This is a genomic window from Hymenobacter siberiensis (assembly GCF_018967845.1).
GTDB lineage: Bacteria > Bacteroidota > Bacteroidia > Cytophagales > Hymenobacteraceae > Hymenobacter > Hymenobacter siberiensis.
Genome location: NZ_JAHLZZ010000001.1, coordinates 1179540 through 1193338 on the forward strand (window position 1 = coordinate 1179540; position 13799 = coordinate 1193338).

General features: G+C 61.6%; 12 protein-coding genes and 1 pseudogene. 11 read left to right on the forward strand and 2 right to left on the reverse strand.

The annotated features are described in order from the left end of the window. Nucleotides 1–27 precede the first annotated feature (27 nt). From leuC to KQ661_RS21940, 11 genes and pseudogenes are all read left to right on the forward strand, one after another. A complete protein-coding gene (gene leuC / locus KQ661_RS05030) occupies nucleotides 28–1422 on the forward strand; it encodes a 3-isopropylmalate dehydratase large subunit (protein WP_216679636.1) in 1395 nt (464 codons plus the stop codon). Between the two features lie 136 nt (nucleotides 1423–1558). After that, nucleotides 1559–2155, forward strand: a complete 597-nt coding sequence (leuD, locus tag KQ661_RS05035; RefSeq protein ID WP_216679637.1) for a 3-isopropylmalate dehydratase small subunit — start codon at nucleotides 1559–1561, stop codon at nucleotides 2153–2155. 9 nt (nucleotides 2156–2164) lie between these two features. Then, nucleotides 2165–3286, forward strand: coding sequence for a 3-isopropylmalate dehydrogenase (leuB, locus tag KQ661_RS05040; RefSeq protein WP_226915724.1), 1122 nt, complete (start codon nucleotides 2165–2167; stop codon nucleotides 3284–3286). 303 nt (nucleotides 3287–3589) lie between these two features. Beyond that, nucleotides 3590–4477: a branched-chain amino acid transaminase gene (locus tag KQ661_RS05045; protein WP_216679638.1), complete on the forward strand. Its 888-nt coding sequence runs from the start codon at nucleotides 3590–3592 to the stop codon at nucleotides 4475–4477. A 146-nt stretch (nucleotides 4478–4623) separates the two neighbouring features. After that, entirely contained in the window at nucleotides 4624–6333 is a 1710-nt protein-coding gene (gene ilvD / locus KQ661_RS05050; protein ID WP_216685823.1) for a dihydroxy-acid dehydratase, read from the forward strand. A gap of 160 nt (nucleotides 6334–6493) precedes the next feature. Continuing rightward, nucleotides 6494–8284, forward strand: a complete 1791-nt coding sequence (ilvB, locus tag KQ661_RS05055; protein WP_216685824.1) for a biosynthetic-type acetolactate synthase large subunit — start codon at nucleotides 6494–6496, stop codon at nucleotides 8282–8284. Nucleotides 8285–8465: 181 nt separating this feature from the next. After that, nucleotides 8466–9068, forward strand: a complete 603-nt coding sequence (ilvN, locus tag KQ661_RS05060; protein ID WP_216679641.1) for an acetolactate synthase small subunit — start codon at nucleotides 8466–8468, stop codon at nucleotides 9066–9068. Nucleotides 9069–9150: 82 nt separating this feature from the next. Then, nucleotides 9151–10212: a ketol-acid reductoisomerase gene (ilvC, locus tag KQ661_RS05065; protein ID WP_216679642.1), complete on the forward strand. Its 1062-nt coding sequence runs from the start codon at nucleotides 9151–9153 to the stop codon at nucleotides 10210–10212. 143 nt (nucleotides 10213–10355) lie between these two features. Continuing rightward, entirely contained in the window at nucleotides 10356–10664 is a 309-nt protein-coding gene (locus KQ661_RS21935) for a hypothetical protein (protein ID WP_235726926.1), read from the forward strand. Beyond that, nucleotides 10636–11556: pseudogene (locus tag KQ661_RS05070) on the forward strand (pyridoxal-phosphate dependent enzyme). Before KQ661_RS21935 ends, KQ661_RS05070 begins: the two are co-directional and overlap by 29 nt. Beyond that, on the forward strand, nucleotides 11504–11698 hold the full coding sequence (locus KQ661_RS21940) for a hypothetical protein (protein WP_317196146.1): 195 nt from the start codon (nucleotides 11504–11506) through the stop codon (nucleotides 11696–11698). The pseudogene KQ661_RS05070 and the gene KQ661_RS21940 overlap by 53 nt, the downstream one beginning before the upstream one ends. A 15-nt stretch (nucleotides 11699–11713) precedes the next feature. On the opposite strand, the gene KQ661_RS05075 is transcribed toward KQ661_RS21940, so the two are convergent. Next, nucleotides 11714–12757, reverse strand: a complete 1044-nt coding sequence (locus KQ661_RS05075) for a YeiH family protein (RefSeq protein ID WP_216685825.1) — start codon at nucleotides 12755–12757, stop codon at nucleotides 11714–11716. A gap of 83 nt (nucleotides 12758–12840) precedes the next feature. After that, nucleotides 12841–13752 (reverse strand): LysR substrate-binding domain-containing protein, encoded by a 912-nt coding sequence (locus KQ661_RS05080; protein ID WP_216685826.1) that lies wholly within the window; start codon nucleotides 13750–13752, stop codon nucleotides 12841–12843. Nucleotides 13753–13799 lie beyond the last annotated feature (47 nt).

Sequence of the window (13799 nt, forward strand, 5' to 3'; positions counted from 1 at the left end):
CCTCTTTTTTCCTTCCTCCCCCAACCAATGGCCAAGTCCTTGTTCGATAAAATCTGGGATGCGCACGTAGTGAAAACTGCGTCCGGCGGCCTGGACATCGTGTATATCGACCGCCACCTCATCCACGAGGTGACCAGCCCGCAGGCATTTGACGAGCTCGATGCCCGCGACCTGCCGCTGTTCCGCCCGGCGCGCATCCTCGCTACGGCCGACCACAACGTGCCCACCCGCAACCAGCACCTGCCCATCGAGGAGCCGCTGAGCCGCTCGCAGGTAGACAAGCTGACTGCGAATTGCGCCAAGTACGGCGTGGAATTGTACGGCCTGGGCCACGCCCGGCAGGGCATCGTGCACGTCATCGGGCCGGAGCTGGGGCTCACGCTGCCTGGCACCACCATCGTGTGCGGCGACAGTCACACGTCCACCCACGGCGCATTCGGCGCGGTGGCCTTCGGCATCGGTACCAGCCAGGTGGCCCAGGTGATGGCCACTCAGTGCCTGCTCTTGAGCCGCCCCAAGCGTATGCGCATTGCCGTGGACGGCGAGTTGCGGCCCGGCGTAACGGCCAAAGATTTGATTCTTTATGTAATATCCAGGCTCGGCACCGGCGGGGCTACCGGCTACTTCGTAGAGTATGCCGGCAGCGCCGTGCGCGCCCTGAGCATGGAAGGCCGCATGACGGTCTGCAACATGAGCATCGAAATGGGTGCCCGTGGCGGCCTCATCGCGCCCGACGAAACGACGTTTGCCTACGTGGAGGGCCGCCCCTATGCCCCCAAGGAAGCCGCCTGGGACCAGGCCGTGGCCTACTGGAAAACACTGTATTCGGACGACGACACGGTTTTTGATGCTGCGCATCATTTCGACGCGGCGACCATCACCCCGATGATTACCTACGGTACCAACCCCGGCATGGGCATCGCCCTGAACGGCCACATCCCCAGCGAAGTACCCGCCAGCGAAGCTGAGAGCTTCGATAAGTCGCTGCAGTACATGGGGTTTAAGCGTGGCGAATCCTTGCTGGGCAAGGAAATCAACTACGTGTTCATCGGCAGCTGCACCAACTCGCGCATCGAGGATTTGCGGGCGGTGGCGGCCTACGTACAGGGCAAGCAGAAGGCCGGCCACGTCGAGGCCATCATCGTGCCCGGCTCGAAGCAGGTGGAGCAGCAGGCCATTGCTGAGGGCCTCGACAAGATTCTGGCCGATGCCGGCTTCGAGCTGCGTGAGCCCGGCTGTAGCGCTTGCCTGGCCATGAACGAGGACAAAATCCCTGCCGGGGCCTACTGCGTGGCCACCTCGAACCGCAACTTCGAAGGGCGGCAGGGGCCGGGGTCGCGCACGCTGCTGGCGAGTCCGCTAGTGGCCGCGATTACGGCGGTGCAGGGCCGGATTGTGGATATCACGCAGTATTTGAACTAGATAAGAACGTTATTAAAAGGACCGTCATGCAGAGCGCAGCGAAGCATCTTTACCTCATTAGTAATCAATGCAATTGCAACGAAGCGGGCAAAATGCTTCGCTGCGCTCTGCATGACGTGCCAACGGTTCAAGCATAATGGAAAAATTCCAGACCCTGCACTCGGCCGCCGTGCCGCTGCCGCTCGAAAACATCGATACGGACCAGATTATCCCGGCCCGTTTCCTGAAGGCGACCACGCGCGATGGTTTCGGCGAAAACTTGTTCTGCGACTGGCGGCGCAATGCCGACGGCTCGCCCAAGCCGGATTTCGTGCTCAATAACCCACGCTACGCCGGCCAGATACTGCTGGCGGGCAAGAATTTCGGCTGTGGCTCCAGCCGCGAGCACGCTGCCTGGGCGCTGTACGACGCCGGTTTTCGGGTAGTCATTTCGAGCTACTTCGCCGATATATTTCGCGGCAACGCGCTGAATACCGGCCTGCTGCCCCTGCAAGTGACCGATGAGGAGCTAAGCCAGCTTTTCGCGCTGGTAGAGCAGAATGCCGACACGCAATTCGTGGTGAACCTGCCCGAGCAGACGCTGTACGTGCCTGCCACCGGCGACAGTTTTCACTTCGACCTCGACGCCTACAAAAAGGAATGCCTGATTAACGGCTACGACGACATCGACTATCTGGTGAGCCAGAAGCCGGCCATCGAAGCCTACGAACAAACCCGAACCTGGAACTGGTAAATAATTAGGATGATGGTAAGCAAGAAAATAGCCATATTGCCCGGCGATGGTATCGGCCCGGAAGTGTGCCGGCAAGCCGTGAAGGTGCTCGAAGCCGTAGCCGAACGGTTCGACCACCACTTCGACCTGAGCTCGCACCTGATGGGTGCCTGCGCCATCGACGCCACCGGCAACCCCTTGCCCGACGAAACCCTCGACGCCTGCCGCGCCGCTGATGCCGTGCTGCTCGGGGCCATCGGCGACCCCAAGTACGACAACGACCCCAGCGCCAAAGTGCGCCCCGAGCAGGGCCTGCTGCGCTTGCGCAAGGAGCTGGGCCTGTTCGCCAACATCCGCCCCGTTACGGCCTACGATGTGCTGCTGGCCCATTCGCCCCTCAAAAAAGAGCGTATTCAGGGCACCGACATGGTCATCTTCCGCGAGTTGACGGGCGGGATTTATTTTGGCGATAAGGGCCGCACTGCCGATGGCGAAGGTGCTTACGACCACTGTACTTACAGCCGTACCGAAATCCGCCGCATCGCGCACCTGGCGTTTCAGGCCGCTGCCGGCCGCCGCCAGCATCTCACGCTGGTGGATAAGGCCAACGTGCTCGAAACCTCCCGCCTCTGGCGCGAGGAAGTGCGCGCCATGGCCAGCCAGTACCCTGAAGTGACGGTCGATTACCTCTTCGTGGATAACGCCGCCATGCAGGTCATCCTCAACCCCACGCAGTTCGACGTGATTCTGACCGAGAACATGTTCGGCGATATTATCTCCGACGAGGCTTCGGTCATTGCCGGCTCCATGGGCCTGCTGCCCTCGGCTTCGGTAGGCGAGGCGGTGGCGCTGTTCGAGCCCATTCACGGCTCATATCCGCAGGCCAGGGGCAAGGGCATCGCCAATCCCATTGCCGCCATTCTATCGGCCGCCCTGCTGCTGGAGCACCTCGAGCTGCCCGAAGAAGCCGCCCTGGTGCGCGAGGCCGTGGACGAAGCCCTGAACAACGGCATTTTGACGCCCGAGCTGAATCAAAATGCTCCCTACACCACCGAGGAAGTAGGCAACTACATCGCCTTCTGGATTGCCGATTCCAACGAAAAGCAGTGGAACAAGAACAACGTGGAAATCGGCGTGAGCACGATTATTTGATGGTTAATGGAGGGAAAAAGAAACGTCATGCAGAGCGCAGCGAAGCATTTCGCGTGCCACCACTAACCCTTTTCTAACGGTTGAATTACTACCCCACGCGAGATGCTTCGCTGCGCTCTGCATGACGTTCAACTTGCCAGAAACTCACCTATGAAAAACCTCCTACTGGTCTTTACTGTCATTATTCCTGGCCCGCGGGGCGCGTAGGAACAGCTTGTTGCAACCTAGCAAAAGCCTTTCTAAGCCCCGCGCTCAGAAGGGCTTTTTTATTGATTTCCTAACTCTTAAACGTTTTTCAGAAGTATGTATTTTAACCCCGATACCCTGGCCTTTGTCGACGGCGAATTCATCAAAGCCGAAGCCGCCCGGGTGAGTGCCTACGCCCAGTCGCTGCACTATGGCTATGCCGTTTTCGAGGGTATTCGGTCGTATGCCACGCCGGCCGGCACCCGCATTTTCAAGGCCGAGGAGCACTACGAGCGGCTACACTACTCCTGCCGCAGCATCGGCCTGCCGTTCAGCTACTCGGTGGAGGAACTGACCAGCATCACCTACCAGCTGCTGGAGAAAAACGGCCTGGCCGACGCTTATATCCGCCCCTTGGTGTACGCCGGCGAACCCAACATGACCCTGAAGCACGCCAGCAGCAGCAACCTGCTTATTGCCGTGTGGGACTGGGGCAAGTACCTCGGCGACCAGAGCCTGCGCCTGAGCATCTCGCCCTACCAGCGCCCCAACCCCAAGGCCGTTCCCATCGAGTCCAAAGTATCGGGCCACTACGTCAACTCCATCATTGCCAGCTCCGAAGCCAAGGGCCGTGGCTTCGACGAAGCCCTGTTGCTGGACATGAACGGCTACGTGGCCGAGGGCCCAGGCGCCAACTTCTTCTTCGAGAAAAACGGCGAGTTATTCACCGCGCCGCAGGGCAGCATCCTGCGCGGCATCACCCGCAACACCATTATTGACTTGGCCCGCGAAGCCGGCATTTCGGTCACCGAAAAATTCTTCACCCCCGATGAGCTACAGGGCGCCACCGGCGCATTCTACACCGGTACCGCCGCCGAAGTCGTGGGCATCGCCGCCATTGATGAGCTGGAATTCAGCCTGCCGTTTTCCGAGACGCTGGGGGCCCAACTGGCCGAGCGCTACCGGGCGCTGGTGACCGGCGCGCTGGTTGCGCAGACTGCTTAGAAGAACGAAAGCAGAACAACAAAAAAGACCGTCATGCCGAGCGCAGCCGAGGCATCTCGCGTGCAATAGAAACTCAATCGTTGAACGATGCAAGCGAGATGCCTCGGCTGCGCTCGGCATGACACACGATTCCCCAATACCCTAACATGATTCTCAATAAATACAGCCGCATCTACACCCAGGACGACAGCTTACCGGCTTCGCAGGCCATGCTCATCGGCTCGGGGCTGTCGGATGCGGATTTGCGTAAGCCGTTCGTGGGTATCTGCTCCACGGGCTTCGAGGGCAACACCTGCAACATGCACCTGGATGCGCTGGCCGACGGCGTGAAAATCGGCGTGCAGGCGCAGGGGCTGGTGGGGCTGCGCTTCAACACCATCGGCGTGAGCGACGGCATTACGAACGGCACGCCGGGCATGCGGTTTTCGCTGGTATCGCGCGAGATTATTGCCGACTCCATTGAGGCCATGGCGGGCGCGCACAACTACGACGCCCTGGCCACGGTGGTGGGCTGCGACAAGAACATGCCCGGCGCGCTCATCGCCATGGCGCGGCTCAACCGGCCCAGCCTGATGGTGTACGGCGGCACCATCAAGGGCGGCAGGTTCAAGGGGCAGCAGCTCAATATTGTATCGTGTTTTGAGGCCTATGGCAAGAAGCTGCAGGGGGAGATTTCGGACGAGGACTACAGCGGCATCATTCACAATGCCTGTCCCGGGCCGGGGGCCTGCGGCGGCATGTACACGGCCAACACCATGGCTGCCGCCATCGAGGCGATGGGCATGAGCGTGCCGTTCTCGTCGTCGCTGCCCGCCGTGAGCGTGGAGAAAAATCAGGAATGCCTCGATGCCGGGGCCTACCTGCGCCGGCTGCTGGAGCGCGACATCAAGCCCCGCGACATTCTGGTGCGCGAGGCGTTCGATAATGCGTTGGTAGTCATCACCATCCTGGGCGGTTCGACCAATGCGGTGCTGCACCTCATTGCCATTGCCCACGCCGCCGGAGTGCCGCTGAGCATGGAAGATTTCCAGGCTGTGAGCAACCGCGTGCCGGTGCTGGCCGACCTCAAGCCCAGCGGCAAGTACCTCATGGAGGACCTCTCGGCCCTGGGCGGCGTGCCCGCCGTGATGCGCACCCTGCTCGACGCCGGTCTGCTGCACGGCGACCTGCTGACCGTAACCGGTAAAACCCTGGCCGAAAACCTGGCCGACGTGAAACCCCTGGGCCCCGAGCAGGACCTGTTGCGCCCGCTGGATAACCCCATCAAAGCCGACGGCCATATCCAGATTCTCTACGGTAACCTCGCCCCGCGCGGCGCGGTGGCCAAAATCACGGGCAAAGAAGGACTACGCTTTGAAGGCTCGGCCAACGTGTTTGACTCGGAAGAGGCACTGAACGAGGGCATCACGCAGGGTAGTATTAAGGCCGGGCAGGTGGTCGTGATTCGCTACGTGGGGCCGAAGGGCGGGCCGGGCATGCCCGAAATGCTGAAGCCGACTTCGGCCATCATCGGGGCCGGGCTGGGCGATAAGGTGGCCCTGATTACGGACGGCCGGTTTTCGGGCGGTACCCACGGTTTCGTGGTCGGCCACGTCTGCCCCGAGGCCTACGATGGCGGCGCTATCGCCCTGGTCGAAAACGGCGACTGGATTATCCTCGATGCCGCCGCTAATACCATTGATATTCAAATTGAATCCGCTCTGCTGGAGCTGCGCCGGAGCCAGTGGCAGCGCCCCCGCCCCAACGTGCGTCAGGGCGTGCTGCTGAAATACATCCGCACCGTGAGCGACGCCAGCCATGGGTGTATCACTGATTTGCTGGAGGAGGTCGTCCTCCCCGTCAACCTCACCCCCTGACCCCTGCCGGGCACGGCCCCTTTCTAAAAAAGAGGGGGCACCGGAAATGCTCCTAATAAATCCGCGCGAAAAATCGTCCTCACGGACCGGTGCTCCCTCTTTTTTGGAGAGGGGGTCAGGGGGTGAGGTGACCCTGTCGCGCCGTTTTAAGCTCAACCCCATGTTAATCAACGAGCCCACCACCGCCACCGCCGAGCCGGAAACCACCGTGCTCACCGCCGAGCCGGAAACCACCGTGCTCACCGCCCCGGAAGTAACCGCGCCTAACTCCACGGGTGCCGAGGCGGTGCTGAATATCCTGCTGGCCGAGGGCGTGGACACCATTTTCGGCTATCCCGGCGGGGCCATCATCCCGATTTATGACGCGCTATACGACTTCAACGACCGGCTGAACCACGTGCTGGTGCGGCACGAGCAGGGCGGTATTCACGCGGCGCAGGGGTATGCGCGCAGCTCGGGGCGGGTGGGGGTAGTGTTTGCCACCAGCGGGCCGGGCGCGACCAACCTGGTCACGGGCTTGGCCGATGCGCAGATTGATAGCACGCCGCTGGTCTGCATCACGGGGCAGGTGTTCGCGCACTTGCTGGGCACCGATGCGTTTCAGGAAACGGACATCATCAACATCACCACGCCCGTCACGAAGTGGAACTACCAGGTGACCAAGGCCGAGGAAATTCCCGAGGCGCTGGCCAAGGCTTTCTACATCGCGCGCAGCGGCCGGCCCGGCCCGGTGCTGATTGATATCACCAAAAACGCCCAGCTGCAAGCCTTTCATTTTGCGCCGTACGCGCCGTGCACGCACATTCGCAGCTACCGGCCAGTGCCCATCGTGCGGCCTGAGTACATCCGCGAGGCGGCGGCGCTTATCAACCGGGCTAAAAAGCCGTTCGTGCTTTGGGGCCAGGGCGTGGTGCTGGGGAGAGCCGAGGCAGAGTTTAAAGCCTTCATCGAAAAAAGTGGCATTCCGGCTGCCTGGACCATCCTCGGCGCGGGCGCATTGCCCACCGACCACCCGCTAAACGTGGGCATGCTGGGCATGCACGGCAACTATGGTCCCAACGTGCTCACCAACGAGTGCGACGTGCTCATCGCCATTGGCATGCGCTTCGATGACCGCGTGACTGGCCGCTTGGATAAGTACGCCAAGCAAGCGCAGGTGATTCACCTCGACATCGACCCCACCGAAATCGATAAAAACGTGGCCGTTACCGTGCCCGTGTGGGGCGACTGCAAGGAAACCCTGCCGCTGCTCACTGCCCTCATCGAGCCGAAAACGCATCCCGAATGGCACCAGCGCTTCCAGGACTACATGGCCGAGGAGGTGTCCGCCGTGATAAACGACGAGTTGTTTCCGACGGGCGAGGAACTGACCATGGGCGAGGTCCTGCAACAGCTCAACGAGCTGACCGGCGGCGAGGCCATCATCGTGACCGACGTAGGGCAGCACCAGATGGTGGCCTGCCGCTACGCCAAATTCAACCATACCCGCAGCAACATCACCAGCGGCGGACTGGGCACAATGGGCTTTGCGCTGCCGGCCGCTATCGGGGCCAAATTCGGCGCGCCCGAGCGGCCGGTGGTGGCCATTATCGGCGACGGCGGCGTGCAGATGACCATTCAGGAGCTGGGCACCATCATGCAGACCGGGGTTGATGTGAAAATCATCATCCTCAACAACCGCTTCTTGGGCATGGTGCGGCAGTGGCAGGAGCTGTTCAACTCCCGCCGCTACTCCTTCGTGGATATCCAAAGCCCCGACTACGTGGCCGTAGCGGCCGGCTACCGCATCGCCGGGCGGCGCGTGGAAATTCGCGACGAGCTGCAACCCGCACTGCGGCAGATGCTGGAGCAGCCCGGCTCCTTCCTGCTGGAGGTGCTGGTGGCGAAGGAGAATAACATCTTCCCGATGGTGCCGCAGGGGTGCAGCGTGGCGGAAATAAGGCTGCGTTAATAACCGATAGAACAACGAAAAAAGAACGTCATGCAGAGCGGAGGCGCAGCCGCAGTCGAAGCATCTCGCTTGGGGTAGTAATTCAATCGATTGGATTAGTTGAAGCACGCGAGATGCTTCGACTGCGGCTGCGCCTCCGCTCTGCATGACGTTCCATTAAGTCAGTATTTCCCCAGAAACCATGTCTCACCAACCTGACCGCCAGGAATACAACATCACGGCCTACACCGAAAACCAAGTGGGACTGCTCAACCGCATTGCCATTATTTTCTCGCGCCGCAAAATCAACATCGAGAGCCTGAACGTGTCGCCCTCGGAAATCGAAGGCATCCACCGCTTCAACATCGTCATCACCGAAACCGAGGAAGTGGTGAGCAAGCTGGCCCGCCAGATTGAAAAGCAGGTGGAGGTGCTGAAAGTATACTACAACACCAACGCCGACGTAATCTGGCAGGAAATGGCCCTCTATAAAGTGCCTACCGATGTGATTGCCGAAAAAGCCTCCGTCGAGCGTCTGCTGCGCGAAAACGGGGCCCGCGCCGTGGTCATTCGCAAAGATTATACGGTGTTTGAAACGACCGGCCACCGCGAGGAAACCGATGCGCTAATCAAGGTTTTGCAGCCGTACGGGCTCATTGAGTTTGTGCGCAGCGCCCGCATCGCCATCATCAAGGCCAGCGACGGCTTCAACCACAAGCTGCGCGATTTCGAGCGCCGCGAGCCCAGCGAGGACGTGGCCGAAAACGAGTTCCTGAACAGCCGCGACGCGGTGTTTACGATGTAGCGCGGACTTTCAGTCCGCGAGTAAAACGATATTCTTTTAACCCCGGCGCGGACGAAAAGTCCGCGCTACATCCCTTAACCCCATGGCACAAATTAATTTCGGTGGCGTAGACGAAACCGTTATCACCCGCGACGAATTCCCGCTTGAAAAGGCGCTGGAATACCTCAAAGACGAAACCATCGCCGTTATCGGCTACGGCGTGCAGGGGCCGGGCCAGGCTCTGAACATGCGCGACAACGGCTTCAACGTCATTGTGGGCCAGCGTCAGGGCACGCCTTCGTGGGACCGCGCCATTCGCGACGGTTGGGTGGAGGGCGAAACCCTGTTTTCGCTGGAAGAAGCCGCCGAGCGTGGCACCATCATCTGCAACCTGCTGTCTGATGCCGGCCAGATTGCCCTGTGGCCCATGCTCAAGAGCAAGCTCACGCCCGGCAAAACGCTGTACTTCTCGCACGGCTTTGGCATCACCTTCAACGACCAGACCAACATCATTCCGCCCGCCGATGTGGACGTGATTCTGGTGGCGCCCAAGGGCAGCGGCACCAGTCTGCGCCGCCTGTTCCTGGCCGGCGGCGGGCTGAATTCATCCTTCGCCGTGTTCCAGGACGCCACTGGCAAGGCCTGGGAGAAGGCCATTGCTATGGGCATTGGCGTGGGCTCGGGCTATTTATTTGAAACCGACTTCAAGAAGGAGGTGTACTCCGACCTCACCGGCGAGCGCGGCGTGCTGATGGGCGCCCTGGCCGGCATCATCGAGGCCCAGTACCAGGTGCTGCGCCAGCGCGGCCACTCGCCCTCCGAGGCCTTCAACGAAACCGTGGAGGAGCTCACCCAGAGCCTCGTGCCGCTGGTGGGCGAAAACGGCATGGACTGGATGTTTGCCAACTGCTCGGTAACCGCCCAACGCGGGGCGCTGGACTGGAAAGGCCGCTTCCGCGAAGCCACCCTGCCGGTGCTCAACGAGCTGTACGACAGTGTGGCCAGCGGCGCGGAAGCCCGCCGCACCATCGAGCGCGGCACCACGCCCAACTACCGCGCCGAGCTGGACGCGGAGCTGAAGGAAGTGCGCGAGTCGGAGCTGTGGGCGACTGGTGCCACGGTGCGCCAGCTGCGTTCCAAGGCGGCGGAAAAGGTAGAGGCGTAGGCGAGGTAGAGACGCGACACTTCGCGTCTCGTCGTTGAACGACCCGGCAGAACGACCAATTTGGAACGGTTCTGCTGAACAACCCCAGAACGTCATGCCGAGCGCAGCCGAGGCATCTCGCGTGCCACCACTAATCCTGATGATTGGATTACTATCCCACGCGAGATGCCTCGGCTGCGCTCGGCATGACGTTCTTTTTTATCCCAACGATTTCCATTGCTATGCCCAACGCCGCCGCCGCCCCGCCCGCCGTGCTGCTCAAAAACGTGGAGCGGGCGGCGCGCAACCTCAAGCACGTCATCTACAAGACGCCGCTGCTGCAAAACCACGGCCTCTCGCGCCTCTACGGCGCCACGGTGCTGCTCAAGCGGGATGATTTGCAGGGTGGTGCGCTCCTACAAGATTCGCGGGGCCTACCACAAGATGAGCACGCTGTCGCCCATTGCCGGTGAGCGCGAGATTGTGTGCGCCAGCGCCGGCAACCACGCCCAGGGCGTGGCCTACGCCTGCCAGCTGTTGGGCCTGAAAGGCTACATTTTCATGCCCGCCCAAACGCCTGCCCAGAAGGTGGACAAGGTGCGTCTCTTCGGCAAAGAATACGTGGAGGTCATCCTCACCAGGGCCAGCTTCGATGATTCGTTCCGGGCCGCCCGGGAGTTCAGCGACGAGCGGGGCAGCACCTTTATTCACCCCTTCGATGACCTGGCTATTGTGGAAGGATAGGCCACTGTGGGGCTGGAAATCCTGAAAGCCACCACCGGACCCATCGATTACTATTTTCTGCCCATCGGCGGGGGCTGGCTGACGGCGGGCGTGGGCAGCGTATTCCGGCTGCTGAGCCCAGGTACCAAGCTCATTGGCGTGCAGCCCCTGGGCGCGTCCTTCATGCACGATGCAATCCGCAATCAGCAGCATGCGGCGCTGGCCAGCATCGACAGCTTCGTGGACGGCGCGGCGGTGAAGTGCCCCGGCCAGCTCACGTATGCGCTGTGCCGCGAACTGCTCGACGAGGTAGTGCTGGTGCCGGAAGGCCAGGTCTGCCTCGATTTGCTGAAGATGTACAACGAGGAAGGCATCGTGCTGGAGCCGGCCGGCACGCTCACCATCTCAGCCCTGCACCAGTTTGCCGACCGCATCGCGGGTAAAACCGTGGTATGCGTGGTGAGCGGCTCCAACAACGACATCACCCGCATGGAGGATATCAAGGAGCGCGCCGCCAAATACCAGTGCTTGAAACACTACTTCATGGTGAATTTCAACCAAGCCCCCGGTGCGCTGCTTCGTGAACCAGGTGCTGGCCGAGGGCGACGACATCATTCACTTCCAATACATCAAAAAAGATAACCGGGAGAAAGGCCCCGTTTTCGTCGGTATCGAAGTGAAACGGTCCCATGACGTGGAGGCCATCAAAGCCTGCATGGGGGCAGAGGGCTTTGATTTTGAGTATTTGAACGGCCAGCCCGATTTCCTGGCGCTGCTGGTGTAGCCGGGTATGACCGTTCTACGCCACCGTGTGCAGAATCACATACAGCGACGCGCTCGAAATGACCACCCACAACAACACGCCCAGCAAATAGGGCCGGGCCCCCACCGCACGCACCGTTTTGGCCGATAGCCCCGCCCCGATGAAGAACAGCGTGAGTGTGAGACCGATTTTGGCCAGCGCCACCAGCACCGGGCCCAGCGGGTGCAATGCGGGAACGTAGGTATTCAGCAGCATGGCCGCGATGAAGCCGAAGATGAAATAGGGAATCTTGATTTTGACACCTTTTTGCTTGAAAATAAGTGCTGTGCCGATGCTGACCGGGATAATCCAGAGGGCGCGGGCCAGCTTCACGGTGGTAGCTACCTGCAGGGCCTGGTCGCCGTAGACCTTGGCCGCGCCCACCACCGAGGACGTGTCGTGGATGGCAATGGCACACCACAGGCCAAACTGCTGCTGCGTCATGGCCAGGGCGTGGCCGATGGGCGGGAAGGTAAACAGCGCAATGGCATTGAGCACGAACACTGTGCCCAGCGCCACCGAAATTTCCTCGTCCTTGGCCCCCAGCACCGGCCCCACGGCCGCAATGGCCGAGCCCCCGCAAATGGCGGTGCCGCACGAAATAAGGTGCGTGACGCGCCTGCCCAGTCCCAGCCAGCGCCCCGCGAAATACCCTAGAATGAGTGTGCCGAGAATGGACACTACCGTGAACAAAAGGCCCGTCCGCCCGGCCTGCACCGCCGCGTGAGCATTCATGCCGAAGCCCAGGCCCACCACCGAGTATTGCAGCAGCTTGGCCGTGGCCGCCTTGGTCTCACTGGCGAAGGGATTGCCCAGCGTCTGGGCCAGCACGAGGCCCAGCGCCAGCGCTACCGGCGGCGAGGCCCAGGGCGTGAGGCAGAACACCAGTAGCACCCCAAATACCACCTGCCGCCCCGTAACCGGGTAGCCCGCCACCAGATGCGGCGTGTGCAAGTGCCGGAAAAAGCCGGTGGCTACCGCCGACTCGGCCGTTTCTGGCGGGGCAGGCGGGGTAGATGGTGGCAGGGTGGGAGGGGCCATGAAGCAGCAGATTAGGTGCCTCAAATTTACGACTTAGCCAGTCGCAGGGGTAATTGAAAAAGGTAATCTCAGATTACCAGTAGTTATGACAACTGCTTCAACTGCTGCTGGGCGAAGCTGAGAAACCGCTGCGCGGCGCGGGGTAGCTGCTTGCCCTGCACCCACACCGCCTCAAACTGCCGGGGCAGATGCAGGCCCACAATGGGCACGATTTCGAGCCGGCCGGCGGTGAGCTCCCGGGCAAGTGCCCGGCGCGATACGAAGCCCAGCGCATCGGGTGCGGCTTCGAGGTAGCCTTTGATGGCTTCGGTATTATCAAAAAAAAAGGCTACTTGCAGGGTGCTGAGCTTGATTTTTAGCTCGCGCAGGGCAAACTCCAGCACCTCCAGCGTGCCCGAGCCGCGCTCGCGCAGCACCAGCGGGTGGGCCAGCGCCTCGGCCAGGAGCAGGGGCGTGGCCGGCGGGCCGGCGGGGGTGGCGCGGCGCACGGCCACCAACTCATCGGGGAGCAGTAGCTCGTAGTGCAGGTCGCGGCTGCGGGAGCGGCCTTCCACGAAGGCCAGGTCCAGCTCGCCGCGCAGCAGGGTTTCGGCAATGTGCTCGGAATTGGCGTTGGCCAGGGTGAGCTGCACGTTGGGGTAGCGGGCCTGAAAGGCCGGCAGCAGGCCCGGCAGCACGTACTGGCACAGGGTGGTGCTGGCGCCCAGGCGCAGGCGGCCGGCGGCTTCGTCGGGGTCGCGCAGGGTCAGGAGCTGGTCGGCGAGAAGCTGGTCGGCGGCGGCCACGGCTTCGGCGTGGCTCTGGAGCAGGCGGCCGGCTTCGGTGAGGGCCACGCGGTTGCCGCGCCGCTCCAGCAGGCGCTGGCCGTAGTGCTTCTCTAGCTCGTGGATGTGCTTGGTGACGGCGGGCTGCGTTACGAACAGCTCCCGGGCCGCTTTGGTGAAGCTCAGGTGTCGGGCCACGGCCTCGAACACGCGCAATCGGAAATCAGACATAGCCCAAAGTACGCCAGGGTTACGTTGGTTCTATGAACAACCTCAGA

Coding starts and splice junctions, on each gene's coding strand:
- leuC (WP_216679636.1), top strand. CDS start 28: ATGGCCAAGTCCTTGTTCGATAAAATCTGGGATGCGCACGTAGTGAAA.
- ilvD (WP_216685823.1), top strand. CDS start 4,624: ATGATTCTCAATAAATACAGCCGCATCTACACCCAGGACGACAGCTTA.
- ilvC (WP_216679642.1), top strand. CDS start 9,151: ATGGCACAAATTAATTTCGGTGGCGTAGACGAAACCGTTATCACCCGC.
- leuD (WP_216679637.1), top strand. CDS start 1,559: ATGGAAAAATTCCAGACCCTGCACTCGGCCGCCGTGCCGCTGCCGCTC.
- ilvB (WP_216685824.1), top strand. CDS start 6,494: ATGTTAATCAACGAGCCCACCACCGCCACCGCCGAGCCGGAAACCACC.
- KQ661_RS05075 (WP_216685825.1), bottom strand. CDS start 12,757: ATGGCCCCTCCCACCCTGCCACCATCTACCCCGCCTGCCCCGCCAGAA.
- KQ661_RS05080 (WP_216685826.1), bottom strand. CDS start 13,752: ATGTCTGATTTCCGATTGCGCGTGTTCGAGGCCGTGGCCCGACACCTG.
- ilvN (WP_216679641.1), top strand. CDS start 8,466: ATGTCTCACCAACCTGACCGCCAGGAATACAACATCACGGCCTACACC.
- KQ661_RS05045 (WP_216679638.1), top strand. CDS start 3,590: ATGTATTTTAACCCCGATACCCTGGCCTTTGTCGACGGCGAATTCATC.
- leuB (WP_226915724.1), top strand. CDS start 2,165: ATGATGGTAAGCAAGAAAATAGCCATATTGCCCGGCGATGGTATCGGC.